This window comes from Citrifermentans bemidjiense Bem (assembly GCF_000020725.1).
GTDB lineage: Bacteria > Desulfobacterota > Desulfuromonadia > Geobacterales > Geobacteraceae > Geomonas > Geomonas bemidjiensis.
Window position 1 is genome coordinate 1,267,871 of the sequence record NC_011146.1, and the last position, 26,752, is coordinate 1,294,622.

Below are 26,752 nucleotides of genomic sequence, written 5' to 3' on the forward strand. Positions count from 1 at the left end.
AGCGCCGCTAATGATACCTTGCAGTTGCGATCCGCACCTAGGGTGGCACGCTCCTTGTATTTGCCTTGACCGTTCACTGTGGTCACGCACCCTTTCGGGTGCCCGGGCGAATGGAGCAATCGCATGAAAAACATAAAGTTCACAGCCGTCAACTGCTCGCTGGTTGTTGCCGTGGTGGTCATCCTCGTTGTCTCGGCCTTTTACGTGCGGGTTGGCGCGACCGCCGACCAGGTGGTGGTGCTGCGCACCTCCGGGATGACCTGCAGCAGTTGCGTCAGCAAGATAACCAAAGTGCTGCAGTCCCAGCGCGGAGTGGCCGCCACCGAGATCGATCTGGCCGGCGGGCTGGTCCTCGCCGGTTACGATTCCAAGCAGGTGGCGCCCGATAGTTTGGCGCGGACCGTCGCCGCAGCGGGGTTCAAATCCGAGGTCGCACAGGTGCTGACCCCTCAACAGTTCAAGTCGATTGTTGGGCGGGACCTGGGGGGGCAGGCCGCGGGAGGCTGCTGCGGTCCGCGCGGTTGCGGCAGCGCTCAGTGATCCGCCGGTAGCTACTTTTGGTAGAGCCTTGCTGAGAGTGCTTCAGCACAAAAGCCCCGGCTCGACCGGGTGAAAAGGAGTAATTCATGGTTTGTAAATGCAGAACAGGCCTCAAGTACCTCTTGCTCGTATCCCTGTCGCTGCTCCTGGCGGCCACGGTTGCCTTCGCCTTCAACCTCCCCGGAATGGGGAAATACGACAAGGTGAAGCCGGTAAACGGCAGCGTAACCATCCCGGTATCCAAGGTAAGCGACGGCAAGGCCCATTTTTTCAAGATCGTAGAAGGAGGGAAGGAGATCAACTTCTTCGTAGTGAAGGGGAGCGACGGAATACTCCACACCGCCTTTGACGCCTGCGACGTCTGCTATCGCGAGAAAAAAGGGTATGAGCAACTTGGGGACAAGATGGTCTGCAAGAACTGCGGCATGAAGTTCGCGTCGGTACGCATCGGCGCGGCCAGCAGCGGCGGTTGCAACCCATCCCATCTCCCGGCGAAGATAGACGCGGCCAACGTCAGCATCACGGTTGACGACCTCAAGGCCGGGGCCCGCTTCTTCTAAGAGCCTTCCACATGCTTGGCAATTGCCCCCTCCGCTCCGGCCACCGCCGGTTGGGGGGGAGCAATTACCTCCCCACCCGCCATCCTTTCCCCTCCTTTGCGCCGTCGGCATCCCTTTCGAGGCATTTCTTGACACCCGTCCTTCCCGCGGTGTATTAAACATAGGCGAGCAGCACCAGGGGAGAATCGATGACCAAGGACAAAGACGAACGCAAGAGGTCTCACCTCAAGCTCGTAGTGAACAACCAGGAGATCAGGAGCGCCAGACCTTCCGCTGCCGAGCAGGAATTCGTGCCGCTGGAGGAACTGATCGCCAATCGCGACCTGTTCCGGCCCGCTTTCTACCGCGGTATGGGGAGACTGCAGACCAAGGGATACCAGACATTGGAGCGTTTCCTGGCCGGAAGGGGTGCGCCCTACGGGATCGATCCCATCCACGGCAAGGTACTGGTGCTTCCCGCCGGCAACGTTTCCCCTGAATCACTGGAGTTCGGTTCGCCGCAGGACGAGCTGCTGCTCAGCATCTCAGAGGATGCGGGCGGTTCCGGCCTTTGCTTTTCCCTGGAAATGATCCTCCCTTACTTCAGTGAGGACGACGCGGTCATGGAAGAGGCGCTTTTGTTCGCGCCGGTCCTGCAGTACGGCGCGCTGTTCCTCGAGGAAAACCCCCACGACGGCATGCTGGACCTGATCTACCGGCTGGCCGTTCCGCTGTTCCCCCCCCTTCTCACCACTCGCCTCGCCGAGAGGATGTTCTCCATATTCTCCTTTGAACTGAAGGAAACCTTCCTGGCGCTTTCCGACTATCCGGAGGGATAACGCACAGCCCTCCTCGCCTCGCACGTCCATCCACACCCCTCGCCATGTTTCCGCCAGAACGGTGGAAGATCTCTTTCCGTATTCAGTCGGGGGGAGTACCTTCACCTTGCGTGTATGTTCTCCATCTTCTCCTTCTGACTTAAGGACACCTTCCTCGCCCTTTCCGAATGGCCGGGGAAGTGATTTTACTTCTGCTGTTCTAGTTCTGCTCACCCCTCCTGTTCGAATTTTTCTTCAGTTAAACCGGTGCTTTCCATTGAATGCTCGTCCAGGTGTTCAATTGTTGATGTACTGCCGCTCCCGGGGGATAGCACGCCAATCGACGGTAAATCAGGCGGTTATGCTGAGGCATGTCTTGGCACGCCCGTTGCTGAACTCCAGAGCATGCAACAACGAAGTGAAATTTGAGTTGGAGGGTAACTATGAAAGGACTGTGCAGGCTCTTCCTAGCGATATTTCTTTTATTGACTTCTATTCAACCGGTTCTGGCTGATTTCGATTCTGCCTTGAACGCCTTCCGTCAGCAGCGCTATGCCGAGGCAGCCGCAGAATTCAAAAAGTGTGATAGCGCGAAAGCCAACTTTTACCTTAGTCTTATGTACGGAATGGGGTGGGGGGTAGCTCAAAATAAAGAAGAGTCGGTGGGCTTTTTACGCCGTGCAAAAAAGTTGGAACTGTTGGAGACGAACCAGTTAGCGTTAGTGACTAGTGATAAATGAAAGGAATAGGCTTCTTAGGTTATCGGGTCATCTATATGCCGCTCGGCGGCCGAAGGGCTGTCAAATAGGCCGGTTTGAGGGACTCTACCGGTGGCTGCACCGGAATGGGAAGATGGCGGGGGGAACCCCGCCTCCTACCCGCTCAGTCTGCATGTGTCCCAACATAGCTCCTGCCCCGCCTGCATCCGGGCTTCAACATCTTCCCTACTGAACCTTCCCTTTACCCTATCGGGATAACAGGACGGATTCAATAAGGCTCTCACCATTAAAAGCCCTAACAAACAAGCTCAGTAGTCGGTTGCGCTCTAATTAAATTTTTTATTGCTAATGTTTTAAAATTAATTTATAAAATTCCAAATGTTTTTTGACACCTAAGTGCGGCTATGGTATAGGCTGACTAGCTTTTTTTATCTTGGGTGCATCAACGTTACAGTCAGTAAGTGACGTAGTGGTATAGTGGAACTCCTGTTTCAAGTGTGCGACAGGGTGAACTGTTCGCCTAAAAATGAACAAATATCGTTGATATGCAAAGGAGTGACATCATGTCCGTCAGGCGTCTTCACTTGGGGCTTGTTTTTGGCACTTTTGCTTTGCCTGTGCTACTGGTCGCTGGATGCAACCAGGATACTTCATCTTCTGCCGGACCGGCTGACGGTCAATCTGCAACCACGTTAGGCAAAGTGACCACCAGGGTGGCCACAAGCGCTGAAGTGAGCGCCCTTCCCGCCCGCGGGAAACAGAAGCTTTCCGCTTCTCCCGCCGTAGCTGTTTTCGGGATGATTTACATCGAGGCCAACACAGGCAAGGAATACATCTTTGATGGCAATTCCTGGGTTCCACACGACAATACCGTGGACAGTTTCTATGCCGCGCGCAAGGCGGAAAGCGCTGCAAAGACTGGTGCGAAAACCACGGCATCCATGGTCCAGTCTGACGTTTACACCGATGGAGACCCTGCCGCCACCCCTTCCGGTGCCCACGGAGGTCCCGGCTCAACTCCTGCTGGACATTACGCCTATGGGTGCGCGGTCTGCCACAAGGTTGGCGGGCGTGTGTCCTTTTTAAAAACCGGTCCGGCATATGCGTCTGGGCTCGCGGCTCCCACCTACAACACTACCACTCAGACCTGTTCCAATGTGGCGTGTCACGTCGTGAGCGGCTCGTTTAGTTACTACACCTACGATTGGGGGCTCGACACTACGGTCCTGACAACGATTACCTACGGTAGCTCGACGCCCCGCCCCACGGCGTCGTGGTTTTCCACCGGGGCTGCCGGATGCACCGCCTGCCACGATGATCCGCCTCGCAACGGTTCTACCGGAAGCAACGTCTGGCATAGCGGCAACCATGGCGGCCAAGGGCCAACCGGTGCGCTCAACCAATGCCAGCTCTGCCACCCTGATGCTTCCAGCCCCGGGAACGGCATCGGTGACACCATTACCAACAAGGCTTTGCACGCAAACGGGACGGCCAATGTGTCTGCTGTCTTCACATCTGCCTGCTACGGCTGTCATTGAGATTGCTTTGATCACAACGACAGGTGAACTTGGAATTGATCGCGGAACAACTGCCGTGGATCTGTAGTAGGACCTGCTTGGAGTGCAATGAGGGGCGATCCCTCGACGTGGCAGCCGTATCCTGCAGAATTCTCTGCAAAAGGAGGACTCATGTCTGCTGGGAGATATATAAACCTGAAGAGCCTGGATTTTAGCCGGTATGCTTTTGCGTTGGTGCTGTTACTGGTGTCCGGCTGCGGCGACGTCTCCACTGTTACCCAGGAGGCGTCCCAAACCGGCGCATCCGAAAGTAAACAGACGATATCGGCTGCCTCCACCGTGGATGTCAGTAAGCTTCCCATGCAAGCGCGACAGAGGCTTTCTGCTCCCCCCCCGGTTGCTGTGTTCGGCATGACTTATTTCGATACCACGATCGGGAAGGAGTTCATCTACGACGGCAAGATGTGGGTGCCACATGACAGCACCGTCGAAAGCTATTACGTGAAGAAAGGCATTACCCTGTCTAAGACTGCTGCCCTGATGACGCAGGATGAAGTCTGCGTGGACGGGGATCCTTCATGTACACCGACCGGTGCCCACGGTGCGCCAGGCATGGCAGTAGCTGGTCATTACACATTTGACTGCGCTGTGTGCCACAAGGTCGGCGGCCGGCTTGTCTTCGATAAAAATGGGCCTGCCTATGCGGCGGGCAAGCCTGCTCCAACTTTTGACGCCAGCGCTAAGACCTGCCTCAACGTGGCGTGCCACAACATATCCGGTACCTTCAGCTACTACACCTATGACTGGGGTATGGATGCTGTGGTCCTCAGCACCTTGACTTACGGCGGCGGGGTGCCGCGAGCCACCCCCTCCTGGTACACGACCGGTCCCGCCGGTTGCTCCGCCTGCCACGACGACCCTCCTCGTAACGGCTCCAATGGGAGCAATATCTGGCATAGCGGCAAGCATGCCAACCAAGGGCCAACAGGAGAGGCTAACCAATGCCAGTTCTGCCACCCGGACGCGTCCAGTCCGGGCAACGGTATCGGCGACACTATCACCAACCCCAGCCTCCATGCGAACGGCTCGGTCCAGGTGCAGGCAACCTTCAAAACGTGGTGCTTCGGTTGCCATTAAAAACTCACGCCGTCCCGTCTTGAAACAAAGAAGGGCAGCCTTTTCCGGGCTGCCCTTCTTCCATTATAAACCTACTACAAAAGTTGCTTGCTGGTGTGTTTTAGGCTGTATCTGAAAAATTATGAAATGTGCTATGGGCAAACGGCCCATGTATACGGAGTAAGCTAGCTACTGGGAATGCTCCATGAACTGGGGCCGGCAACTTGAACACTCACTTTTTGCTCCAAAGTGAGCAGTTGAAGCCACGCAATTTCAAAGGAAAGTAGTTATAGTTACTAAGGTAATTGGGCACTACTAGCGCGACTCGCGGGGAAGGATCCCCGCAACCTGCTCCATGTCCCTTCTAAGCCTTTGTGCGGCGTAAAACTCCCTACGTGTCATTTCCCCTACCAAGGCATCCCTTACTTCGGCAGCCTTTTCCACGCCCTGCCGGGCCGCGAAATCTAGCCACACCCAGGCCTGAACCATGTCGCGGGAGGGCCCCTGAGTGTTGTACGAAAGGCCTACATGCAACTGGGAGTTCGCATGGCCGTGCGTGGCCGCGACGAGGTACCATTTCACCGCCTCGGAGCCTGTGGCGAACTTCGCGGCATGTTGCTCGTATAGTTGCGCTAGGTCGTGAGCTGCCGCAATGTTGCCGCTATTCGCTGCAATGCGCAGCCAAACGGCAATATCGGCCGGCCGGCACGCGTTTCCGGGGCCTTTGCCGCAGTGCAGCGCCACTTGGTAGGCCGCCTCGGCAGGGGGCACGCCGGCAAGAGCGTGCCACTTCTGCCCGGAGTCCGGAAGGCTATTTTCGGCGAGGTAGATCTGGGCGATACCTTCCTGTGCCCCAATGTGCCATTTCTCTGCCGCGAGCCGGTACCATTTCAGTGCCTCGGCGATGCTGCGTGGTGCGCCGCATCCTTCACGATACATGTTCCCCAGGAAGTACTGGGATTGGGAGTCGCCTTGATCGGCAGCCTCCTTGAACCATGCCGCTGCCTGTGCGTAATCACGCTTTCCGCCCAGACCGGATGCGTACATGACCCCCAGGTTGTAAGCAGCCTCCAGTTGGGATTGCCGTGCCGAAATGGAGAAGCAGTTCAACGCTTCGGCAACGTTTCTCTCTATGTTGTTGCCTGTGGCGCGGTCGACACCGGTGTTGTTGGTGACGGCGGCGTTTCCGTCCCCGGCCAGCTCTGAGAAGAAACGGTCGTTTTGGGGTGCGCCGGCCGGATGGGCTTCGTCGACTATCTTCGATTTGCGCAGATCTGCCAACCCCATCCCCTCCAGGGATGAACAGGCATTGTCCTGTGCTGCGGCGCCTACTGCCGATAGGGCCGCCAGGATGATAAGGGCTGGAGCTGCGTTACGGTATTTCAAGGGTATCTCCGGTTACAAGGGCGTCGGTCAAGCTCCGCCGACGGCTCACATGTCATGACATCTGACGCAGTTTTCCCTGATGGTGAATGCCGTGTAGTCGTCGTGACATGCTCCGCATGACTTCCCACTTTCCATCTCATGCATGCTCACCCTCGGAGTGCTGTAGTCGAGAGGGAAAATCTTTTGATGGCAATCGGTACAGCGGTAGAGCTTGGTGTGATAGCCGTGGCTGAAGGTCACGGGGCCGGCGTTTACACACTTCATGAGTAGGTTTCCCGCCAAATGACACCGGGAGCAATCCCTGAGGGCGAAGGCCTTTTTGCCGCGGTGGCATGCACCGCATGACTTTCCCTTTTCCATCTCGGCCATTGTGGCATGGGGATTTCTGCCCGGAAAAAACAGTTTGTTGTGGCATTCGCCGCACGGGAACTTGTCGGTGTGCGGCTTATGGAGGAAGTTGACATTACCCACGTAGGGCACGTCGAAGGTTATGGTCCTGATACCGTGACACCGCCCGCAGGCTGCGAGAGGAAAGGCGATCCGGCCATGGCAGGCGCCGCAGGACTTTCCCTTCTCCATCTGCGCCATGGTGACCGGTTTCTTGCTCTTGGTCTTGTAGGTTTTCTCGTGGCAGGTCGGACAGTTGTCCGCGATTTTGGGGTTGCTGGTGTGGATGTCGTGGCTGAAGACGACTTCGCCGCCGTAGCGCGGCTTGAACACGATATCGAACACATCGGAGGCTTGCGCAGCAGCCCAGAGCATTACCACAGCAATAACCAGCATTGGAATACGCATAAAAGACATAACAGGGTTCCCGATAACATGCCGCACGGCGAAAAGAATGGCTTAAATCTATAACCCAACGAAACTTTCTTTGTCAAGAACATCGTTAGCTTTGTCTGATGGTTAGCTCGTGAGCAACCTGCCGGGCCTGCCGTCTTCGCGCGCAAACTCGCAGCCGCCGCCCCATGACATCGGCACGGCGCATCCGGGCCGCTTGAGATCGCAACTGCGTAGAGAAACCAGGGGAGCCGATCATTTGGTGCCAGGCCGTAACTACTTGCGGCAGTTGATCCGAAATCGAACGCGGAAGTAAACGAAGCCTACTTTTGCTTATCGCCTTTGCGACATGAAAAAGCCCCCTGCGGGGCAGGGGGCTCGGGGCAACGGTGATGAGTGTTACTTGATGGTGGCGTTTTCGAGGATGACGGGGTAGAAGTACCCGCTGCCGAAGTCCTTGTCCTTCGCCACGGTGCCCGTGACGGTAATGGTCTTACCTGTCGACGGCGCGTCCTGCGTTGTGGTTACGGTCAGGTCGTTGTCCTTGGCGGCTGCGCTGCCGCTGCCGTCTTGCAGGTGAATCCAGGTTTTGCCCATGATACCGGCGGAGATCTTGACGATCTTCCCTTTAACGGTGACGGACTGCTTGTTCAGCTGCGCCTTGTTCTTGAATACATCACTGACGCGATATACCTTGCCTGCGGCCGCTTTGTCGTTTGCTGCGCCTTTGTCGGCGCATTGGCCGACGGCTGGGAGTGAAAGGGCAAGGACCGCAACCAGAATTTTCACGTAAGCATTCATGCATTTCTCCTTCTGTTATGTTTGATCGCCCAAAAACCGGTCGGGCACTGGAGGGGGGATACGTCAATCGCAGATCATCAGCTCTTTCTCGCAGTTGTTGATGCAGACGATGTTGCCGTCGTTGTCCGTGTAGCAGCGCTTTTGAATCAGGCCGCATTTCTTATTACAGAAAACCACCTTGGGTGCGGCCGGTACGCCTTCCTTTCCCGGCTCGGAAGCGAGCGTCACCGCCGTCTCGGAGGCGCTCTCCTTCTTGTAACTGTTCGCAGTTTCCTTCGCGATGATCTCCCCTTTGTCGTTGACGATGTACTTCTTGTCGGAGCTGAGTTTGGCGCCTCCCCCCTGAAGCATGTCTACGATGGGCGGAATCTCTTTGTGGGGCTCCGCCGCCCAGGCGGTGAACGGGCCCAGCAGGAAGCAGGTGATGAGAAAGAAGATCACGTTTCGCGTCAAAGTGGTCATCGCAAACCCCTCGGTGGCATAAGGATAAAGTGTCGAGGTGCTATAGCCTCGGCGCGCTGCTATTTCAACGATATTGTTGAGCCCCGGCGCGACCCGGAGTTGGGAAGAAACATGTTGATCTTTTTACTATGCATTCAAGGGCTGATCTTGCTATCATCGCCCGCAGCTTGCTACGGCTGGTCATACCAATGCTGACGAGGACTTGATATGTTAAATGGAAAAAAAATTGTCGTTGTGATGCCGGCGTACAACGCCGAAAAAACCCTCGAGATGACCTACAACGAGATCCCCTTCGAGATCGTGGACGAAGTGGTGCTCGTCGATGATGCAAGTCGCGACCGGACCTCGGACGTAGCTAAGCGTCTCGGCATCCACACCATAGTTCACACCGACAACAAGGGGTACGGGGGAAACCAGAAGAGCTGTTACCGCGCGGCCCTCGGGCTCGGCGCCGACATCGTCATCATGGTCCATCCCGATTACCAGTACACCCCCAAGCTCATCCCCGCCATGGCCTCACTCATAGCCTATGACGAGTTCGACGCAGTCCTTGCCTCCCGCATTCTAGGGATCGGGGCGCTGAAGGGGGGCATGCCGCTGTACAAGTACGTCGCCAACCGTTTTCTCACCCTCTTTGAAAACTTGATGCTGGGGCACAAGCTCTCCGAGTACCACACCGGCTATCGTGCCTTCTCCAAGGACATCCTCGCGCAATTGCCGCTTGACGAAAACTCCGACGACTTCGTTTTCGACAACCAGATGCTGGCACAGATCATCTGGTACGGCTACCGTATCGGTGAACTGACCTGTCCCACCAAGTATTTCGAGGATGCGTCGTCAATCAATTTCCGCCGCAGCGTGACTTACGGCCTAGGCGTCCTGAAGACCTCGCTCCAATTTCGGCTGCAGAAAATTGGGCTCGTGAAGAGCGGGATTTTCCGGTAACGCGGACGGCAAGGACAACGATGTGCAGCCGGCCGCTCAATGGGGTATCTCCCCAAGCGGCCAGGCCCGCTTCACCTCGTCGCCCGGTTCATGCTGCTTTCCAGGTTCCTCCTGGCATGTGCGTTTGCCGGATTGAGGCGCAGGGCCTCCTGGAACTCCTTGATCGCGGCGTCGCTTTGTCCGGCTTTGTTGTAGACGATGCCCATGTTGTTGTGGAGATCGTCGTAATCCGGGATCAGTTTGAGGCATGACTGGTACTGTTCAAGCGCCTCCTGGTACCTTCCCCGTCCCAGGTAGGCGTTGCCAAGGTTGTAGCGCGCCATCGCATCGGCGGGTTCGAGCTGCAGGGCGCGCTCGTACTCCAGGATCGCGGCATCGAGGTTCCCCTGTTGCCGATAGACGATGCCCAGGTTGTTGTGCAGTTCGAAGTCGTCCGGTTTGATGGCGATCGCCTGCTGCAGTTCCTGTCTCGCTTCTTCCAACCGTCCTGCCTTCCCGTAATAGAGCGCCAGGTTTTGATGGGGCCTCAGCTTCGCCGGACTCTTTTTCACCGCGTCCCGCCACAATGAAATTTCGCTTTGCCACACGCTGTTGCGCAGGATGGTCAGCGTACCGAGCATCCCGATGACGACAAGGGCAGCCGCGAACCGAGCCCTTCTTCCCGCCGACAGACGCAGGCATGCCCGGTCAGCGAGCCAACACAGCACGATGATTACCCCAAGGGAGGGGAGGTAAAGCCGGTACTCCGCGGACAACTCTCCGAGAGGGATGATGCTTGACTCGACCGATAAGGTCATGAAAAACCAGAGGATGCCGAAAGGGATCACCCTCGCTGCGGCGTCCCCGGCGCGCAGGGAACGGACGTACCCGACGGCAGCCCAGCCGAACAGGCATAGCAGCAGCAAAAGCGGGAGGAGGACGGCTGGAGCGGCAAGGTTGTGCTGCACCGCGAAGTCGTGGTCGACGTTCTGCCCCAAAGGGAAGAGCAGCAAGCGCAGGTAGCCTGCCACCACGTTGAACTGGGTCAGCAGGTAGTCGAGCCTTCCGATGCCGGACGAGTCCGCGGCGGTGAGGGTGCGCATGGTGCCGCCGAGGGCGGTGAGTTGCCCTTTCTGGAGGAAGATGAGACCGGGGATGATGGGAACGGCAAGCGCAACCGGCCAGACCTTCCGCAGATGGTCGCGAAAGGTGCCGGGGAAGAAGGAGAACTCGTAAAGCGCGATGACGAAGGGGAGGGTGAAGGTGAATTCCTTGGTCAGCATGCCCAGCGAGGCGGAGACGACGCAAAGGGCGAGGTAGAACTTCGCTCGGGAGCCATTGTGGGCCTCGCGAAAGCCGAGGTAGGAGGTCAAGGCGAGCAATGAGAAGAATGAGGCCAGGAGGACGAAGCGCGACGTGACGTAGGTGACCGCGTGGGTTTGGATCGGATGGCAAAGAAACAGTAGTGCCCCGATCAGTGGCAGTGGCCTTATCCCGGCGGACCCTTCTTCGAGCTCGTCCTTCCCCCTGACCCCGAACAGGTGCCCCAGCACCAGGTACACGAGCCATGCGTTAATGATATGCAGTGCAAGATTGACGATATGGTACCCGGCGACCTGCAGGCCGTGTATGTGGTAGTCGACTGCGAGCGAAAGGTAACCCACGATGCGCGTCATGAAAGCGACCCGCAGTGCAGGCGGGATGGCGGTCGGTGAGAGCTCTGCTCCTCCAGTGACGGTGCCCGGTGATATGAAGGCGTTGAAATCCTTGATGGCGGGGTTGTTAACGATGTAGGCGTCGTCGTCGAACTGGAACGGGACGGAGAAGGTATTGCCGTAGGCCGCGAGGCCCACGAGGGCCAAAATCAGAAACACCAGGAGGTGCTTTTGGGTAGAGCGCGTGTACGTCATGCTGGTAGGTACCTTTGTCGTGAGGAAGTGGTTGTTAGCTGAGACGAAATCAGCCAAGGGCCGACAGGGCGCCCAATGTATCATATAAAGTTTGAATTGTAAAAGTTCCGCTTATGGCGTAAGATTTGGCGCCCGAACCCCTGCGGGGAAGCGTCGGTAAATAAAACGGGAGCTGCCAATGAAAAGACGATTACCGGCAATCATCATCGCATTATTGGTCTGCTGGAGCGGCTCGTGCTACGCGGATTTTCAGGAGGCCGAGAGGGCATTCGACAAGGGTGATTACCCCTCCGCTCTCGCCTTATACCGGGCCGATAAGACACCAGAGTCGTTTAACAAACTAGGCGTGCTTTACTACAATGGCCTCGGCGTCGGCAGGAATGTCAGTGAGGCGCTGCATTGGTTTCGCCGGGCGGCGGATCTGGGGAGTGCGGAAGCCCAGGCCAATCTCGGCCAACTGTACGAAACCGGCGATGGCGTCACCATGGACCTTGCGGAAGCTATGAAGTGGTACGGCAAAGCTGCCGCTGGCGGGGACCCCGACGCCCAGCACGATTTTGACCGTCTGCGCGCGGAGAGTGAGCCGAGAAGGATCCGCTGGTACCGCAGGGATGCCCTACTCGGTCATGTCACGGCCCAGTATAACCTTGCCGACGCCTACTATCATGGCGAAGAAGTGCCTCAGGACAAGCGCGAGGCGGCGAAGTGGTACCTGAAGGCTGCGGAGCAGGGGAACGTTCCGGCGCAGTACATGCTGGGGCTCATGCTGTTGCAAGGAGACGGCGTGCAAAACGCTTCGGCTGAAGGAGTCGCCTGGCTGCGAAAAGCCGCCTCCTCCGGTCATCGGGAAGCCCAGTACCAGATGGGCCGATGCTTGCTGCAGGGGATTGGAGTGCGACGCGACAGTGAGGAGGCCGTCCTGTGGCTGCGAAAAGCCGCGGCACAGGGAGAGCCGACAGCGGTGGCTGCATTGAAAGAGGTGGGAAAATGAGAAGTGGGGGAGCCGCGTGGGGCCTTGTTCTGCCTGTGTGGCTCCTCTTTTTACTCACCTTCCCGCTTTATGGGGTGTCGCCGGCGGCGGCCGACTTTGAAGCAGGCGTGGCGGCGTACGACAGGGGGGACTTCGAAGCGGCGCGGCGTGAGTTCGCCGCGGACGACAGCCCCGAGGCTTCCTTCTACCTCGGCCGTATCTTCGATCTGGGACAGGGGGGGCCACGGGACCCGGACCTGGCGGCTCGCTACTACGGCATCGCCAGGGGCGGAGGCTTTACCGTTTCCGGGAGCCAAGGGGTGAAGTTTCGGTGGTACCTATCCGCCGCTGAGCGGGGTGACGCATCGAGCCAGGCCCGGATTGCTGAAATGTACCTTGAGGGAGATGGAGTCAAAAAGGACGCCCAACAGGCGGAACAGTGGCTGCTGGAGGCTGCACAGAACGATTATGCTCCAGCCCAGTGCAGTCTGTATGAGTTTTACTCCAACGGGGTCGGGGGGGAGAAGGACCCCGGCCTGGCGCTGTCCTGGCTGCACCGGGCTGCCGACGGCGACTATGTGAGGGCCCTGACCACCCTCGCCGTCCTGAACTACAGGGGCGAAGGAGTCACTCAGGACAAGGCCGAGGCGGCAAGGCTCTATACAAGGGCTGCGGCGCAGGGAGACGTCAATGCCGCCTACAGTCTAGGCGTCATGTACTACCACGGCGACGGGGTCGGCCAGGATTACTGCAAAGCCGCGCGCTTGTTCGACTTCACGGCGCGGCGCGGAGATTCGGCCGCTCAAGGTTTGCTGGGCTTTCTTTACGACAACGGCTGGTGCGTTCCGCGTGACAAGTTCGCTGCCGCCATGTGGTATCTTGCCGCGGCTCGTGGCGGAAACGGCCAAGCACAGTACAACATCGCGGTCATGTACCTGAATGGGGAGTTAGGCCGCACCGATCGGAACATGGGGCTGGAGTTCATGGAAAAAGCCGCTGCCAACGGAGTTCCCGAGGCGCGCGAGGCTTTGGTGAAGCTTAAGTAATTTGACGGGGGAATTGATGAAGAGAGCATGTATCGTTGCAATTATAGCTGTTTGTCTTTCCTGCGGGGCCGTTTGGGCGTCGACTGCGGGCACTGCGCCGGCTGCTGCTGCCGCATCCGGGCTGGTTGATCTCAACCTGGCGAGCAAGGAGCAGTTGATGACCCTTCCTGGGATCGGCGAGGAGGAGGCCGGCAAGATCATCGATGGGCGGCCTTACAGCGCGAAGACAGAGCTCTCGCGGAAAAAAATCCTCCCGTCCTCGTTGCTGTATCGCATCCTCGACAAGACGACCATCGATTTCAAGGCCTTCAACGACACCGGCAAGACAAAGGAAAAAGAGGCCTTCCTCGCGGAGATGCGCAGCAGCAAGACGATCAGGACGGTCAAGACGGCTTCGGGCCTTTCCTACCAGGATCTGAAGGAGGGGCACGGGGCGAAGGTCGTAAACGGCAAAAAAGTCCTGGTGCAGTATACCGGGTGGCTTCAAGACGGCACCAAGTTCGACAGTTCCCTGGACCGCAACAAACCCATCACCTTCACGCTCGGCAAGGGGGAGGTGATCCGCGGCTGGGATGAGGGCATAAAGACGATGAGGGCGGGCGGCAAGCGCAGGCTCATCATCCCCCCGGTGCTCGCCTACGGAGACAAGGGGAGCGGCAGCAAGATCCCACCAAAAGCCACGTTGGTCTTTGACGTCGAAGTCCTGGACGTCGAACCCTAAACCCAGAGATCTGCAACCGATGCATGCGACGGGGCGCCTTTGGCTTAGCTTAAAAAGGGGGGGGAGGCGGTTCGCCTCCCGAAGTGAGGTTGGGGGGAGCGCTCTTTTTTTTGCGGCTTGGGCGGCTATGTTCGCGCTGCTTTTTCGGGAATGGCGCAGCGGTCGGAGCAGGCTAACGCGAGCCGTTAGCGCAGCAGGTTGTACTTCAGGATGCATTTGAGAGCGGCAACCCCGTCCTTCCAACCGATTTTCTTCCCTTCCTTGTAGGTTCTGCCGGAGTAGGAGATGCCGACTTCGTAGATGCGCACGTTCATCTTGGCGATCTTCGCGGTGATTTCCGGCTCAAAGCCGAAACGATTTTCCTCGATAGTGATGTTTTCCAAGACCTCTCGCCGGAACACCTTGTAGCAGGTTTCCATGTCGGTGAGGTTCATATTGGTCATCATGTTGGAGAGAAGGGTGAGGAACTTGTTGCCCAGCATGTGCCAGAAGAACAGGACTCTGCGGTACTCGCCAGTGACGAACCTGGAACCGTACACGACGTCGGCTTTCCCCTCCAGTATCGGCCGTGTCAGCTTGGCGTATTCCTGGGGGTCGTATTCCAGGTCCGCATCCTGGATTATCACGATGTCTCCGAGCACATTCCCGAATCCGGTCCTGAGCGCCGCTCCCTTCCCCATATTCCGCTCGTGCAGCAGCACCCGGGTGGAGGGGCTGGCGAGTTCGTTCAGGATTTCGCGGGTGCCGTCGGTTGAATAGTCGTCTACAAGGATGATCTCCTTGTCTATAGGCACAGCCTGTACGGCGGCATGAATGGCTCTGATGGTTTCCTTTTCGTTGTAAATCGGAATGACGACCGACAGTTTCATGCGAAAGGCTCCTTGCTGGTTTATGTCCGGTTGCGCCTCGTGGATGCGGGTTTGGAAGTGTCTAATAGGTGGCGCGGCCGGCGCGGGATGCATCATACTGCATAAGCGTCCAGCAAGGGAAGCACTTTTCATTGGAGCCCGGCTGGTTCCAGAGGCTGTAAACACTTGCCTGTTTCTGGCGTCTTGAGGTACATTGCCAGATGTTTCTGCCCCTCTTGTGAGCGCTGCCGCCGATGAGATGACTTTTTAGGAAAAGCGAGATGAACATGCCGGACACATGCAATGCCTGCGGCGAAACTCTGCATCCCCTGATGCCCCAAGTGCCGGATCCGATGACCGGTGAACGGTTTGCCATCGCGACCTGTCCCCGCTGCGAACTGGGGCATACCCTGCCGCAACCCCAGGACTTGGCTCCCTATTACACAGCGCAGTATTACGGCAAAAGGCACGGGGCTTCCGGCGGCTATTGCACGGCGCGCCGTCTGAGGCTCGTACGGGAGGCCATTCCCGGCAGCCCTGGCATACTGCTGGATATCGGCTGCGGCGACGGCTCTTTTCTGGTGGCGGCCCGTGCCGCCGGCTGGCAGGTGGCCGGCACCGAGCTCAACCCGACTCCCGCCCGCGCCGCCGGGCTCGATGTACGCGAAGCGGTTGAGGAGTACGGCGGCGCCGCGCAGTTTGACTGCATAACCATGTGGCACACGCTGGAGCACATGCGCGACATTCCCTCCATGCTGGCGCAGGTGGCGGGACTGCTCAAACCCAAAGGACGACTGATCGTCGCGGTTCCCGATTTCGGGGGACTGCAGGCCCGGCTCTTCGGTCCTGCCTGGCTCCATGCCGACGTCCCGAGGCACCTCTACCATTTCAACCGAAAGGCGCTGGAGTACAGCCTTACCGTTGCCGGCCTGACTCCGCACGTCTGGCGTCACCAGGAGTTCGAGTACGACCTGCTCGGATGGTCGCAGAGCGCGCTGAACCGGCTGCAGAAGCAACCAAACCTCTTCTTTTACCTGCTCACCGGCAAGCGGTGCGACGCGGGACCGGGGAGCCGCTTCTTTGCCATGGCCGCCGGCATCGTCCTCACCTTCTTGTCTCTTCCGGCTCTTGCCGTGAGCACAATGCTCGGGCGCGGCGGCACCTTGATCGTAGTAGCCGGCCGGACCCCATCACCACAGGAACAAACAAAATGACCGAGGCAACTGTCGGCACCCGCCGTCCAAGCAGGCGGTTTTGGCTCCCTATCCTGATCTTGGCGGCGGCGACGCTGCTGGTCTACTCAGTCAGCTTCTTCAACGGTTTCGTTCTCGACGACGAGATGATCATCGTGAACAACCCGCAGACGCTCAGCCTGAGCAATGTACCCGACGTGCTGTTCGCGCCCGACCTGATCAAGCCCTACTATCGTCCGCTGAACCGGGCCACCTACCTGTTCGACTACCAGGTCGCCGGTATGAACCCCGCCTGGTATCACGGCGTGAACATCGTCATACACCTCGGCAACGCGCTGCTTCTTTATCTGATCTGCCGACGCCTTTTGTCGGACCGCTGGGCAGCCCTGGCTGTGGGGCTGCTCTTCGCGGTGCACCCCGCCAACAGCGAGGCGGTGAACTGGGTCTCCGCACGCAACACCCTCATGGCGCTCTTCTTCAGCCTCGCTTCCCTCTTGGCCTACCTGGAGGGGAGGATGAAGGGGAAGACGCTGCTGGTCGTCTCCCCTTTGCTTTACTTCTGCGGTCTGCTCAGCAAGGAGACGGGGCTCATGATGTCCGCCGTGTTCTTCGTGCTCACCTTTTTCCCCATGCAGGAGGGGGAGGCGCGACTTTCCTGGAAGGACCGCATCATCCTGCTTTCCCCGTACTTCATCCTCACCTTGGTGTACTTCGGGATGCGCTTTTATTCACTGCAGGGGGTCGTAGGCACCCCGGTCCCGGCTTCGGGGTTGCTGGAGAGAGTGGCCCAGAATTACCACATCATCCCGCAGTATCTGGCCCTGCTTCTCTACCCGGCGGATCTCACCCTGTTCCACAAGGTGCCGCAGGGCGGGCTTTTCTCCCCTCCCTGGCACCTCGCCGCGGTGCTTTTCCTGACCTGGATGGTCTGGCTCGCGCTTAGCAGCCGCAACCGGGTTGCGCTTTTCGGACTTGTCTGGTTCGTGATCAACTACGCTCCCATCTCCAATATCGTACCCATCCCGAGCGACCAGATCACCGAGCGGTATCTATATATGCCCGCCGTCGGGTTTTTCTTCGGTCTCGGCGCCGTGCTCTCCTGGATTTTGGCGCGGACCAATCTGCGCTTTGCCAAGGCGGCGGTCGTGGTTCTCCTCGTCGCCGCCTCGGCGGTCACCGTGCACCGCAATCTCGACTGGCGCAACGCCCTGTCGCTTTTCACCAGCGGCGTGCGCAACGATCCCGAGTCCCCGGGCGCCCACTACAACCTTGGGACCGCCTACATGGAGAACGGCGACCTGGCCGCCGCCCGGCGCGAATGGGAGCGGACCCTCGCGCTCAACGCCAGGCATGGCGAGGCGATGATGCAGATGGGGACGCTGGCTGCCACCGGCGGGGACCTCCGCACCGCCGAGGCCTACTACCGGGCCGCCCTGCAGACGCCTCCAGGCCAGACCGACCCGAACAAATCCATGGCCCACCTGAATCTGGGCAAAATCTGCGAGAAACGGGGCGACCTGAAGCAGGCGCTGCAGCACTACCGACTGTTCATGAAGACAGTTCCCGTTACCTATATGGAGTACAAAGGCGATACCGAACGCAGGATCAAGCTTCTGGAGCAAAGCTAATCGCGGCGGTCGGCCCCGGCCCTAGACCGCCGGGGTCGGCGGTCGGTCCCGACATCGAATCTCTATAAGCAGCAGGGTGAAGCACATGAAGCGTGCAGCGATCCTCATAGCATCATTGGCGGCGCTGGCCCTCATCCGGCCGGGTGCCTGCCACGCCATAGTGGGGGGGACTCTCGTCGGCAGCGACGAGCCCTTCCGGAAAAGCATGGTCGGCATCGTGAATCCGGCCGCCGATGGGGTCTGTACTGGCATCCTCGTGCGCAAGGATGCGGTCCTCACCGCCGCCCACTGCTTCGACGGTTCCCGTAACCCCGAAAAGTACCTTGCGGTTTTCGGCACAAACCTGCTGCCCGGACACGGCGACCGCGTCTTGCACGTTTCCTCAATCAAGATTCCTGAGCAGTACGTCCCCGAGCTGAACCGGGAGCAGAGTAACTTCGACATTGCCATCGTGCGGCTCGCGGAACCCGCCCCTCCGGGTTACCTCCCCGCGGAGTTCGCAGAAGAAAGCGACTTCGCCATTTCCGAAGGGGACAGCTTCCTAGCCGCGGGCTACGGGGTCTCGAAGTTTCTTCGCAACGACCCGGGGGTGCTGCGCAAACTGGTGCTCCCCTGGGCGAAACTCGTCTTAAAGGAAGACGGGCGGGTGATTGAGCTGCAGCACCTGGGAGCAGGCCCCTGCAGCGGCGACTCGGGGAGCCCTCTCTTCAAGACCACGCCGGATGCTTCGGGAAAAGAACGCTACCTGGTCATGGGCGTTCAGTCCCAGGCGGTCCAGCGTGCAGCCGACGGCCGATTCGAATACGGCATTTGCGAAGATATCGGCCTTTACACGAGTCTTAAACCCTACCGCACATGGATCAAGCGGACTCTCGCTCCCTGATGGAGACGCACCTATGCTGAAAAACGATGCGAACAAAAAGATCCTTCTGGCATTTATCCTCGTCGTCGTCACCCTCGCGGTCTTCGCCAAGACCGCCGGCAACGATTTCATAAACTTCGACGACCCGGGCTACGTCACCAAGAACCCTGTGGTGCAGCAAGGGCTCAGCGCCGCCGGCATCTCCTGGGCGTTCACCGCTACCGCCATGTCGAACTGGCACCCTTTGACCTGGCTGTCCCACATGCTCGACGTGCAACTTTTCGGCTTGCACCCCGCCGGGCATCACCTGATGAACGTCGTGATCCATGCCGCGGCGGCGCTCCTTTTGTTCCTGTTCCTGGTCCGGACCGTCGGAGGGGTCTGGCTCGGCTTCTCCGTTGCCGCGCTCTTCGCCCTCCATCCGCTTCACGTGGAGTCGGTCGCATGGGTCGCCGAGCGCAAGGACGTGCTGAGCTGCCTCCTCATGCTTGTGTCGCTTCATTTTTGGGTGAGCTACGTGAAAAGACCGGGGCCGCGTCCGTACCTCGGCGCCCTGCTCGCCTTCGTGGCGGGGCTGATGGCGAAGCCGATGCTGGTGACCCTTCCCGTGGTGCTCCTTCTGCTCGACTACTGGCCCTTTCGCCGCCTCTTCTCCGAGGTGGATGCGGGCGGGGCGGGCGTCGGCAGCGCAAGGGCGACCCCGCTTTTTGTGCTGATGAAGGAGAAGATCCCCTTTTTCCTTTTCTCCGCGCTCTCCTCCATCATCACCATCTACGGGCAGCAACATGGCGGGGCGATGGCGACCCTGGCCAAGGCGCCCATTTACCTGCGCGTGGAGAATTCGCTGGTCGCCTACGCGAAGTACCTCGGGCTCATGCTCTGGCCCCGGGGGCTCGCCATCCTGTACCCCTTCCCGCAGTCGGTACCATTGTGGCAGCCGGCCGCAGCGGTACTCATCCTTGCGGTGCTCACCGCGGCCGTTTTCATTTTGCGCCGCCGCTACCCCTACCTAGTCACCGGCTGGCTGTGGTACTTGGTGACCCTGCTCCCCGTAATCGGCCTGATCCAGGTCGGTGGACAGTCCACGGCGGACCGGTACACCTACATCCCACTGATCGGGATTTTCCTCGCCATCTGCTGTCTCGTCGCCGACCTGACTAAAGGGTGGCACGCGCAGCGAACGTTTCTTTTCGCCGTTGGAGCCGTGTCCCTCACCGCGCTGACCACGGTGACCATTCGGCAACTGGACTACTGGAAGGACAGCATTGCCATCTGCCGTCATGCCCTCGCGGTCACCCATGACAACTACCTCATCACCAACAACTACGGCATTGCCCTGGATGCGAGGGGGGATCTCGCCGGGGCCTACCGGCAGTTCCAGGAAACCCTGCGCATCAATCCTCGCTCCACCATTGCCTACAGCAACCTGGGTGCGCTCAGCATCCGCTGGGGGCAGTACGAGAACGGACTGATGTATTACGACAAAGCCCTGGGCATCACACCCAACAGCGCCGTCGCCCTGGAAGGGATGGGAAAGGCCCTGGCTGGGCTTGGCCGCGGCGAAGAGGCCATTACCAAGTTCAGGCAGGCCCTTGCCGTCGACCCGAGGCTTCCCGAGGTCCACCTGGCGCTCGCCACCGAGCTTACCAAGGCAGGCAGGCCGGAAGAGGCGCTGGAGCACGAGGAGGCTGCCCGGCAGTTGGAGCCCCTTTCGCCCCAGACGGCGATCAACCTGGGAGTGGCGCTCGCGAAACAGGGACGCCTGGCGGAGGCGCTCGATTCATTCACCCGTGCCGTCGCCATCGATCCGGCCTCGGTGGAGGCCCATTTCAACAGAGGGGTCGCCCTGGCGGGGTTGGGCCGTCCTGACGAGGCGGCCCTGGAATTCAACCGTGTTCTCGCCATCCGACCCGATACCGTAGCGGCCCGCAACTGGCTGGAGAAGATCGGCAGGAAGTAATAGTTGGGCTAAGACAGCTCTGTGATTGACACAGGGGAGGATGTCGGCTTAGACTCCGCATCAGTGCGCGGAGATTTCACCTGAAAAGGGAACGGTTATGGATTACACAATATCTCGTTTAGCACGGTCCTTAAGGACGGCGGTGTCACTGCTATTACTTGGCGCAGCGCCGTCAATGGCTGGAGACATAAACGCCTCCTATCTTTTCAACCTGTCCGACTTCGACGGGATCATCCCTTACAACGCCGCCAGGACTTTTGTGGATGAGGTGCGGGGCGAGGTCTACGTCGCCACCAGCGGCGGGCTGGATATCTACAACCCCAGCGGCATGCTGACCTTCCACGTCGACTATGACCGCGAACTTGGTGGGGTGTATGATGCCGCAGTCGACGACAGTGGCAACATCCTGCTGCTGACCAACAAGAAAGGGGACTATGGCATCGTAACCTGCAATTACCGCGGCGAACCCCTTTCTTCAGTGGCCTTGCGGCATGTTCCGCCTGAGTTTACCGAGGTGCGCCCCGGTCGGATGATCGTGCGCCACGGTGAAATCTACCTCATAGACCAGGGTGGCATGTTGGTCGTCGTCGTGAATACAGACGGGGAGTTCGTCCGGGCGTACGACCTTGGGGCATTGATGCTGGTTTCCGACGACCACCGGGCCGATGCAGGAGTGGAGGGGTTCACTATCGACCGTGAGGGGCACATGCTCTTCGTCTCTTCTTCCTTCGGCAAGGCATACCGGGGCACCATGGACGGCGTGATCTCTGCGTTTGGCAGGAGGGGGAGTTCCGCGGGCAAGTTCGGCGTGCCCGGCGGGATTGCCTCGGACCGGAACGGCAACCTCCTCATAACCGACAAGCTGCGTGGCGTGACCATGATCTACGACAAGGATTTCAGGTTCATCAAAGAGTTCGGTTTCCGCGGCACCAGGCCCGGCAACGTGATCGTGCCCAACGAGATCAGCGTGGACCCTCTGCGCAACCGAGTCTACGTGAGCCAAATGCGGCGCCGTGGCGTGAATATATACCAGTTGAGCTACAGCGACTGATATCCCGGACTTTTCGCCGCTTCAACACGGAAAAGCCCCGCCCCAGAAGGCGGGGCTTTTTCTGTTTGGGGATGGCCTCGGTCGGTTCCGTCCCGGCGGCGTGGGGCGCTGCCCGGTGGTATGACAGGGGTTCGGCGAAATAGCTGGTGACTTCCGGCCAAAGCACGGGTAAAACGCGGGGCTAACTGGGAGGAGGAAATGCTTCATCGTCGTAAGTGGTCGAAAACAAACGGAATGCCATTTTTTTTTGCGCTTGGCATGTGACGTGCTATATGGATGACAAGAACGGTCAAGTAGCAAAATTTCGAGTAGCACCGTGTAATGCAGTTGAAATCCACTGGCAGTACAAACTAAAAAGGAGAGAACAAATGAAACTGACCAAGATTCTCGCAACAACCGCAGTCCTCAGTCTTGCTACCGCTGGTAGCGCCCTTGCTTTCCACTCCGGCGGCGTCGCCGAGTGCGAAGGTTGCCACTCCATGCACAACTCGTATGAAGGTGCAGCCAATGTGACCGGCATGGCCCAGTATCAGTCCGGCCCGTACCTCCTGAAAGCTCAGGACCAGTCCGGTGCTTGCCTCAACTGCCACCAGGCTGCCGACACCACCCCGGGCCCCGTTACCGGTAAGGACAATGGCTACCACATCTCCACCGCAAACGTTGTTGCAGCTGACAGCACCACCCCGGTCGAGCTGACCCCGGGCGGCGACTTCGCTTGGCTCAAGAAGACCATGAGCGGCTCCATCCGCGGCACGGCTACCTCTTGGGAAGGCGATCGTCACGGCCACAACGTGATCGCTGTCGACTTCGGCTACACCCAGGACAAGGTTCTGACTGCTGCCCCTGGTGGCACCTACCCGGCAGCCAACCTGGCCTGCTCCTCCTGCCACGATCCCCATGGCAAGTACCGTCGTCTTGCCGACGGCACCAAGGCCACTACCGGTCTGCCGATTTTCAACTCCGGTTCCTACGTCAACAGCAAAGACCCGATCGCCAGTGTTTCCGCCGTCGGCGTGTACCGCCTCCTCGCAGGCGTGGGCTACCAGCCGAAGTCCCTTACCGGCTCCTACGCCTTCGCTAACCCGTCTCCGGACGCAGTTGCTCCGGCCAGCTACAACGGTCTCAACGACACCATCGCAGGCGGTAAAGACCGCGTTGCTTACGGCCAGGGTATGTCCGAGTGGTGTGCTAACTGCCACACCGCAATGCACAATGACACCTACACCTCCGGCACCAAAAGCCTGGTTCACCCGGCAGGTAACGGCGGCAAGCTGACCGGCGCCATCGCCGGCAACTACAACGCCTATGTTTCCTCCGGCATCAACGGCACCCCGGCTTCCAACGGCTACAGCGCCCTGGCTCCGTTCGAACTCGGTTCTGGCGACTACGCCGCCATCAAAACCTTCCAGGCTGCTCCGGCTGCCGCCAGCACCAGCAACAACGTGCTCTGCCTCTCCTGCCACCGCGCTCACGCTTCCGGCTTTGAGAGCATGGCCCGCTACTACCTGGGCAACGAGTTCATGACCGTAGCTGACGCAAGCAACGCAGCCGCTTACGACTCCAGCACCACCGAGAACAAGATCAACACCGGCTACAGCGTCACCCAGCAGCAGAACGCTTACAACGGTCGTCCGGCTTCCCTCTTCGGACCGTACGCACGTGACTACTGCAACAAGTGCCACGCTAAAGACTAGTACGACAGCCTGATACTGTGTCATGTCATGAAGGGCCGGCTTAATGCCGGCCCTTTTTTTGTCTTTTCTTTACCATAATCCTTTGACTTTGTGGCGCGTTGCCGCTAACATGGCGCCGCGTCTTGGTTTCGGTCCGCCTGTCGGTGACGGCAAATGGACTGTTTGTGCAGATGGAATGCTAATTGCAAAACGGTAAACACTCCCCCAAGTCGCCGCGCCGCACCTTTGCCGGCCGGCCGGGTCAGCTGGTCTTTCTTTTCAGCCCTGGCTGCCTTGCAAAAATCGCAAAATCGCTACTTTCCCGTGTTGCGGCAAGGGGGGCTGGGGAGCCACCTGGAGCGGCATCTCACCATTCCCTCATGCGACCTTGGTCTTATGGCGGAGGCGGCGGAGCGACATGCCGTCAAAAGACGTAAGGCTGTTGCGTGGGGAGGCTTGATCCATGCTTTTCAACCTGAGGTCACTCTTGAGGATATCCAAACTTTCCGCCTTGTTTCTCTTCGGTGCGGTCTGCGGCGCTCTTATGTCTTCCCACCCGGCTCTGGGGTTTCATTCCGGCGGGGTGGGTGAGTGCGAAGGGTGCCATACCATGCACAACTCCAAGGAAGGGACCAACGTAGGTGCCGGCGGCGCTGCGCTGCTCAAGGGAAGCGATGCGACCTCCACATGTCTTCTATGCCACCAGGCTAGCAACCTCCCCGGCCCTACTACCTTCCACGTCAGCACCCCCGACGGCGAGATCCTGGCGGGGAGCCCGCCCAAACAGCTAAGCCCCGGAGGTGACTTCGCCTGGCTCAAGAAGACCTTCACCTGGTATCCGGACATGGTGTCACCGCTCAAAACCAGCCCCGGCGAACGCCACGGCCACAACGTGGTTTCGCTGGACTTCGGATACCAGCCGGACGGTACCCACCTCACCGCTCCCGGCGGGGGGTACCCATCCCAGTCGCTCTCCTGCATCAGTTGCCACGATCCGCACGGGAAGTACCGCCGGAACCTGGACGGGAGCGTCACCACGGATGGACATCCCATAAAGGCCTCCGGGTCGTTCGACGTGAGCCCCGCGCCTGACGCCCAGACTTCGGTCGGCTCCTATCGCATGTTGGGCGGTTCCGGATACGCCCCGAAAGGTGTCGGCGGCGCCTTAGCCTTCATCTATCCTCCGCCGGTGGCGCTGGCGCCGCTGAACGCCAACCGCTCAGAAGCGACATCCCAGACCCGCGTGGCTTACGGCTCCGGGATGTCTGACTGGTGCCGGAACTGTCATACCGGCAACGTCCATAACGGCGCCAACGGCTTCCTGCACCCTACCTCGGGATCGGCTTCGGGCAGTTCCACGGGCACGCTCGACTCCACGATGACGGCCTACTACAACAGCTACGTCAAGAACGGCGACTTGAGCGGGATCGAAGCCACCGCCTACCTCTCCTTAGTCCCCTTCGAGATCGGGACCAGTAGCTACTTCGTGCTGCAGAGCATCCTTGGGAACACACCAACCAAGGGACCAAACAGCGCCGACGGTACGCCTTCGGTCATGTGCCTTTCCTGCCACCGTGCCCATGCCAGCTCCTGGGATTACGGCACGAGGTGGAATGCGAACACGTCGCAGATCGGGTCCAATGGCAAGTATTCCGAAGAGGGGGCGCTCTACCAGCCTTATGGGCAGGGGCGTACCGAGGCCGAGGCGCTGCAGGGGTATTATCAGATCCCCGAGACGAAGTTTGATCCCAACCAGCAGAAGCTTTGCTACAAGTGTCATGCAACTCTGCCGCAATGACCCTTTAACGCATCGCCGCAGGGCGGCCCGCCGTCCGGCGATGCCCTCGCCGCGTAGAGAGAGATGAGCATGCATATCAAGACGGTTGCAATACTTCTTGTCCTTCTGTTCTGCGGTGCCTGCGCCTCGCAGGTCACCCTGCAGAAACCGGTGTCGACTGATGATGGCGAAATCTACCTCTACGCGCAGCCGCTCCCCCAGGAGGCGACCGGGCTGCGCTTTCGCCTGAGGGAGGTGGTTGCGGTAAAAGGTGACGGTACGGAGGTACCTCTAACCGTTACGCTCCCCGATGTCAGGCCGGAAAACCTGGACCGCCAGCGGCTCATCTGCCGCGGCGACCTTCCTCCCGGTCCGTACCTGGGCTTTTACCTGATGGCGGACCAGGCCTTTAGCCCTGGGGAAAAAGGCGAAAAAGAGCTGACCGTCGCCGAAAAGCGCGAGATGCTTAGCTTCCCTTTCACTGTGAAGCGCAGACAGGCCGAGCTCTTTTCCCTTTCCTTCAAGGTCGGGGAATCTCTCCAAGGGGCTACCGGGTTCCGGCCGGTCTTCGTCTGCGGCACCTTGCCCAAGCCGTTGACCAACCTGACCGGCTACGTCACCGATTACGCCGCCGGCGCCATCACAGTTTTCGACAAGAAATCGGGCGAGGCCCTGGACGTCATAAAAACCGAGCGCGCCCCCAAAACGGTCGTCTTTGACAGGGACAAGCTGCGGGCATACGTCGTGGCCTCCGCGGACGATGCCGTCGAGGTCGTCGATATCAGGTCGGGGCAGGTGATCAACACCATCCGCATGACCAGCGGGGACCGGCCCTGTGATGCTCTGCTGACTCCCGACGGGGCTACCCTGATCGTGGTCAATCAGGGGACCAACACGGTGAGTTTCATCGACCCCAATTCCAACTTCGAGTCGACCAGGGTCAGGGTCGGCAACAGCCCGGGGAGCATAATCCTCGACCCCCAAGGGAAGAGGGCGTACATCTTCAACACTCTCTCGAGCAACTTCTCGGTGCTGGATGTAAGCGCACGGGTAGTGCTGGCCACGGTGCCGACCGAGTCGGTGCCGGTCAGGGGTGATTTCAGCAGGCAGGGGGACAGGCTTTACGTCTTCCACCAATGGTCTCCCTCCCTGCTGGTCTACGACACGGCGTCCCTCACCGTTTTCAAAAGGATCTATACGGGGCTTGGGGTGAGCGCCGTCAAGGTGGACCGCAACACCGACCGCCTGTACGTGGCGAAGAAGGACAGCCGGGTGATCGAGGTCTACGACCCTTTTTCACTGATACCGATCGATTTTCTGGAAGCGGGAGGGTGGGCGTCCTACATGCTCATTGACGCGGATGAGAACAACTTGTTGCTGGTGCTTCCGGAGAGAAACGCCCTCCAGAGCATCAACCTGATAAGTAAAAGAAGCCGTTTCTTCATGGACACAGGCCGCGCACCCTACTGGTCTGCAATCATGGGTGAGAGGTAACCTGCTGTGAGGATGCG

24 protein-coding genes are annotated in these 26,752 nt (G+C 59.2%); 18 read left to right on the forward strand and 6 right to left on the reverse strand.

Annotation, left to right across the window (positions count from 1 at the left end; all coding sequences use genetic code 11):
* The first annotated feature begins 123 nt into the window (after nt 1-123).
* The 6 genes from GBEM_RS05495 to GBEM_RS05520 all read left to right on the forward strand — a co-directional run bounded on the left by GBEM_RS05495 (nt 124) and on the right by GBEM_RS05520 (nt 5,270).
* Nucleotides 124-540 (forward strand): heavy-metal-associated domain-containing protein, encoded by a 417-nt coding sequence (locus GBEM_RS05495; protein ID WP_012529528.1) that lies wholly within the window; start codon nt 124-126, stop codon nt 538-540.
* 86 nt (nt 541-626) lie between these two features.
* Nucleotides 627-1,100 carry a DUF2318 domain-containing protein gene (locus GBEM_RS05500; RefSeq protein ID WP_012529529.1) on the forward strand — a complete coding sequence of 158 codons (474 nt, stop codon included), beginning with the start codon at nt 627-629 and terminating at the stop codon, nt 1,098-1,100.
* Between the two features lie 188 nt (nt 1,101-1,288).
* Nucleotides 1,289-1,918 carry a hypothetical protein gene (locus GBEM_RS05505; RefSeq protein WP_012529530.1) on the forward strand — a complete coding sequence of 210 codons (630 nt, stop codon included), beginning with the start codon at nt 1,289-1,291 and terminating at the stop codon, nt 1,916-1,918.
* 422 nt (nt 1,919-2,340) lie between these two features.
* Nucleotides 2,341-2,637 (forward strand): hypothetical protein, encoded by a 297-nt coding sequence (locus tag GBEM_RS05510; protein WP_041262679.1) that lies wholly within the window; start codon nt 2,341-2,343, stop codon nt 2,635-2,637.
* A 542-nt stretch (nt 2,638-3,179) separates the two neighbouring features.
* A complete protein-coding gene (locus GBEM_RS05515) occupies nt 3,180-4,154 on the forward strand; it encodes a hypothetical protein (RefSeq protein ID WP_012529532.1) in 975 nt (324 codons plus the stop codon).
* A 150-nt stretch (nt 4,155-4,304) separates the two neighbouring features.
* Entirely contained in the window at nt 4,305-5,270 is a 966-nt protein-coding gene (locus GBEM_RS05520; protein ID WP_012529533.1) for a CxxxxCH/CxxCH domain-containing protein, read from the forward strand.
* A gap of 294 nt (nt 5,271-5,564) precedes the next feature.
* Here the strand turns inward: GBEM_RS05520 and GBEM_RS05525 are convergent, their stop codons facing one another.
* The 4 genes from GBEM_RS05525 to GBEM_RS05540 all read right to left on the reverse strand — a co-directional run bounded on the left by GBEM_RS05525 (nt 5,565) and on the right by GBEM_RS05540 (nt 8,678).
* Nucleotides 5,565-6,635, reverse strand: a complete 1,071-nt coding sequence (locus GBEM_RS05525) for a tetratricopeptide repeat protein (protein ID WP_012529534.1) — start codon at nt 6,633-6,635, stop codon at nt 5,565-5,567.
* 45 nt (nt 6,636-6,680) lie between these two features.
* Complete coding sequence (locus tag GBEM_RS05530) at nt 6,681-7,418, reverse strand: cytochrome c3 family protein (RefSeq protein ID WP_049762619.1); 738 nt, start codon at nt 7,416-7,418, stop codon at nt 6,681-6,683.
* Nucleotides 7,419-7,814: 396 nt separating this feature from the next.
* Nucleotides 7,815-8,216, reverse strand: a complete 402-nt coding sequence (locus GBEM_RS05535) for an OB-fold nucleic acid binding domain-containing protein (protein ID WP_012529536.1) — start codon at nt 8,214-8,216, stop codon at nt 7,815-7,817.
* Between the two features lie 63 nt (nt 8,217-8,279).
* Entirely contained in the window at nt 8,280-8,678 is a 399-nt protein-coding gene (locus tag GBEM_RS05540; protein WP_012529537.1) for a hypothetical protein, read from the reverse strand.
* A gap of 207 nt (nt 8,679-8,885) precedes the next feature.
* On the opposite strand from GBEM_RS05540, the gene GBEM_RS05545 reads away from it, so the two are divergent.
* Nucleotides 8,886-9,623: a glycosyltransferase family 2 protein gene (locus GBEM_RS05545; RefSeq protein WP_012529538.1), complete on the forward strand. Its 738-nt coding sequence runs from the start codon at nt 8,886-8,888 to the stop codon at nt 9,621-9,623.
* Between the two features lie 71 nt (nt 9,624-9,694).
* On the opposite strand, the gene GBEM_RS05550 is transcribed toward GBEM_RS05545, so the two are convergent.
* On the reverse strand, nt 9,695-11,512 hold the full coding sequence (locus tag GBEM_RS05550; RefSeq protein WP_012529539.1) for a tetratricopeptide repeat protein: 1,818 nt from the start codon (nt 11,510-11,512) through the stop codon (nt 9,695-9,697).
* A gap of 178 nt (nt 11,513-11,690) precedes the next feature.
* On the opposite strand from GBEM_RS05550, the gene GBEM_RS05555 reads away from it, so the two are divergent.
* Genes GBEM_RS05555 through GBEM_RS20620 form a run of 3 tightly spaced genes read left to right on the forward strand, consistent with a single transcriptional unit; the run spans nt 11,691 to nt 14,249 of the window.
* Nucleotides 11,691-12,503: a tetratricopeptide repeat protein gene (locus tag GBEM_RS05555; RefSeq protein WP_012529540.1), complete on the forward strand. Its 813-nt coding sequence runs from the start codon at nt 11,691-11,693 to the stop codon at nt 12,501-12,503.
* Complete coding sequence (locus tag GBEM_RS05560; RefSeq protein WP_012529541.1) at nt 12,500-13,528, forward strand: SEL1-like repeat protein; 1,029 nt, start codon at nt 12,500-12,502, stop codon at nt 13,526-13,528. Before GBEM_RS05555 ends, GBEM_RS05560 begins: the two co-directional genes overlap by 4 nt.
* 16 nt (nt 13,529-13,544) lie before the next feature.
* Nucleotides 13,545-14,249: an FKBP-type peptidyl-prolyl cis-trans isomerase gene (locus GBEM_RS20620; RefSeq protein WP_083770210.1), complete on the forward strand. Its 705-nt coding sequence runs from the start codon at nt 13,545-13,547 to the stop codon at nt 14,247-14,249.
* Between the two features lie 185 nt (nt 14,250-14,434).
* On the opposite strand, the gene GBEM_RS05570 is transcribed toward GBEM_RS20620, so the two are convergent.
* Nucleotides 14,435-15,118 carry a glycosyltransferase family 2 protein gene (locus GBEM_RS05570; protein WP_012529543.1) on the reverse strand — a complete coding sequence of 228 codons (684 nt, stop codon included), beginning with the start codon at nt 15,116-15,118 and terminating at the stop codon, nt 14,435-14,437.
* A gap of 266 nt (nt 15,119-15,384) precedes the next feature.
* On the opposite strand from GBEM_RS05570, the gene GBEM_RS05575 reads away from it, so the two are divergent.
* From GBEM_RS05575 to GBEM_RS05610, 8 genes are all read left to right on the forward strand, one after another.
* The gene (locus tag GBEM_RS05575; protein WP_169308684.1) at nt 15,385-16,311 is read left to right on the forward strand and encodes a class I SAM-dependent methyltransferase; all 927 of its coding nucleotides are present in this window, start codon (nt 15,385-15,387) and stop codon (nt 16,309-16,311) included.
* The gene (locus GBEM_RS05580; RefSeq protein WP_012529545.1) at nt 16,308-17,918 is read left to right on the forward strand and encodes a tetratricopeptide repeat protein; all 1,611 of its coding nucleotides are present in this window, start codon (nt 16,308-16,310) and stop codon (nt 17,916-17,918) included. The genes GBEM_RS05575 and GBEM_RS05580 overlap by 4 nt, the downstream gene beginning before the upstream one ends.
* Nucleotides 17,919-18,003: 85 nt before the next feature.
* Nucleotides 18,004-18,801, forward strand: coding sequence for a S1 family peptidase (locus tag GBEM_RS05585; protein WP_012529546.1), 798 nt, complete (start codon nt 18,004-18,006; stop codon nt 18,799-18,801).
* A 13-nt stretch (nt 18,802-18,814) separates the two neighbouring features.
* A complete protein-coding gene (locus GBEM_RS05590) occupies nt 18,815-20,740 on the forward strand; it encodes a tetratricopeptide repeat protein (protein ID WP_012529547.1) in 1,926 nt (641 codons plus the stop codon).
* A gap of 175 nt (nt 20,741-20,915) precedes the next feature.
* Nucleotides 20,916-21,791: an NHL repeat-containing protein gene (locus GBEM_RS05595; protein ID WP_049762620.1), complete on the forward strand. Its 876-nt coding sequence runs from the start codon at nt 20,916-20,918 to the stop codon at nt 21,789-21,791.
* 368 nt (nt 21,792-22,159) lie between these two features.
* Complete coding sequence (locus GBEM_RS05600; protein WP_012529549.1) at nt 22,160-23,485, forward strand: hypothetical protein; 1,326 nt, start codon at nt 22,160-22,162, stop codon at nt 23,483-23,485.
* A gap of 442 nt (nt 23,486-23,927) precedes the next feature.
* Nucleotides 23,928-25,262 (forward strand): hypothetical protein, encoded by a 1,335-nt coding sequence (locus tag GBEM_RS05605; RefSeq protein WP_012529550.1) that lies wholly within the window; start codon nt 23,928-23,930, stop codon nt 25,260-25,262.
* Nucleotides 25,263-25,331: 69 nt separating this feature from the next.
* On the forward strand, nt 25,332-26,735 hold the full coding sequence (locus GBEM_RS05610; RefSeq protein WP_012529551.1) for a YncE family protein: 1,404 nt from the start codon (nt 25,332-25,334) through the stop codon (nt 26,733-26,735).
* Nucleotides 26,736-26,752: the final 17 nt, after the last annotated feature.

Bases quoted from the DNA above. Each gene is read 5' to 3' on its own strand.
- GBEM_RS05495 (WP_012529528.1), top strand. From the start codon at position 124: ATGAAAAACATAAAGTTCACAGCCGTCAACTGCTCGCTGGTTGTTGCC.
- GBEM_RS05500 (WP_012529529.1), top strand. From the start codon at position 627: ATGGTTTGTAAATGCAGAACAGGCCTCAAGTACCTCTTGCTCGTATCC.
- GBEM_RS05505 (WP_012529530.1), top strand. From the start codon at position 1,289: ATGACCAAGGACAAAGACGAACGCAAGAGGTCTCACCTCAAGCTCGTA.
- GBEM_RS05510 (WP_041262679.1), top strand. From the start codon at position 2,341: ATGAAAGGACTGTGCAGGCTCTTCCTAGCGATATTTCTTTTATTGACT.
- GBEM_RS05515 (WP_012529532.1), top strand. From the start codon at position 3,180: ATGTCCGTCAGGCGTCTTCACTTGGGGCTTGTTTTTGGCACTTTTGCT.
- GBEM_RS05520 (WP_012529533.1), top strand. From the start codon at position 4,305: ATGTCTGCTGGGAGATATATAAACCTGAAGAGCCTGGATTTTAGCCGG.
- GBEM_RS05530 (WP_049762619.1), bottom strand. From the start codon at position 7,418: ATGCTGGTTATTGCTGTGGTAATGCTCTGGGCTGCTGCGCAAGCCTCC.
- GBEM_RS05535 (WP_012529536.1), bottom strand. From the start codon at position 8,216: ATGAATGCTTACGTGAAAATTCTGGTTGCGGTCCTTGCCCTTTCACTC.
- GBEM_RS05540 (WP_012529537.1), bottom strand. From the start codon at position 8,678: ATGACCACTTTGACGCGAAACGTGATCTTCTTTCTCATCACCTGCTTC.
- GBEM_RS05545 (WP_012529538.1), top strand. From the start codon at position 8,886: ATGTTAAATGGAAAAAAAATTGTCGTTGTGATGCCGGCGTACAACGCC.
- GBEM_RS05550 (WP_012529539.1), bottom strand. From the start codon at position 11,512: ATGACGTACACGCGCTCTACCCAAAAGCACCTCCTGGTGTTTCTGATT.
- GBEM_RS05555 (WP_012529540.1), top strand. From the start codon at position 11,691: ATGAAAAGACGATTACCGGCAATCATCATCGCATTATTGGTCTGCTGG.
- GBEM_RS05560 (WP_012529541.1), top strand. From the start codon at position 12,500: ATGAGAAGTGGGGGAGCCGCGTGGGGCCTTGTTCTGCCTGTGTGGCTC.
- GBEM_RS20620 (WP_083770210.1), top strand. From the start codon at position 13,545: ATGAAGAGAGCATGTATCGTTGCAATTATAGCTGTTTGTCTTTCCTGC.
- GBEM_RS05570 (WP_012529543.1), bottom strand. From the start codon at position 15,118: ATGAAACTGTCGGTCGTCATTCCGATTTACAACGAAAAGGAAACCATC.
- GBEM_RS05575 (WP_169308684.1), top strand. From the start codon at position 15,385: ATGCCGGACACATGCAATGCCTGCGGCGAAACTCTGCATCCCCTGATG.
- GBEM_RS05580 (WP_012529545.1), top strand. From the start codon at position 16,308: ATGACCGAGGCAACTGTCGGCACCCGCCGTCCAAGCAGGCGGTTTTGG.
- GBEM_RS05585 (WP_012529546.1), top strand. From the start codon at position 18,004: ATGAAGCGTGCAGCGATCCTCATAGCATCATTGGCGGCGCTGGCCCTC.
- GBEM_RS05590 (WP_012529547.1), top strand. From the start codon at position 18,815: ATGCTGAAAAACGATGCGAACAAAAAGATCCTTCTGGCATTTATCCTC.
- GBEM_RS05595 (WP_049762620.1), top strand. From the start codon at position 20,916: ATGGCTGGAGACATAAACGCCTCCTATCTTTTCAACCTGTCCGACTTC.
- GBEM_RS05600 (WP_012529549.1), top strand. From the start codon at position 22,160: ATGAAACTGACCAAGATTCTCGCAACAACCGCAGTCCTCAGTCTTGCT.
- GBEM_RS05605 (WP_012529550.1), top strand. From the start codon at position 23,928: ATGCTTTTCAACCTGAGGTCACTCTTGAGGATATCCAAACTTTCCGCC.
- GBEM_RS05610 (WP_012529551.1), top strand. From the start codon at position 25,332: ATGCATATCAAGACGGTTGCAATACTTCTTGTCCTTCTGTTCTGCGGT.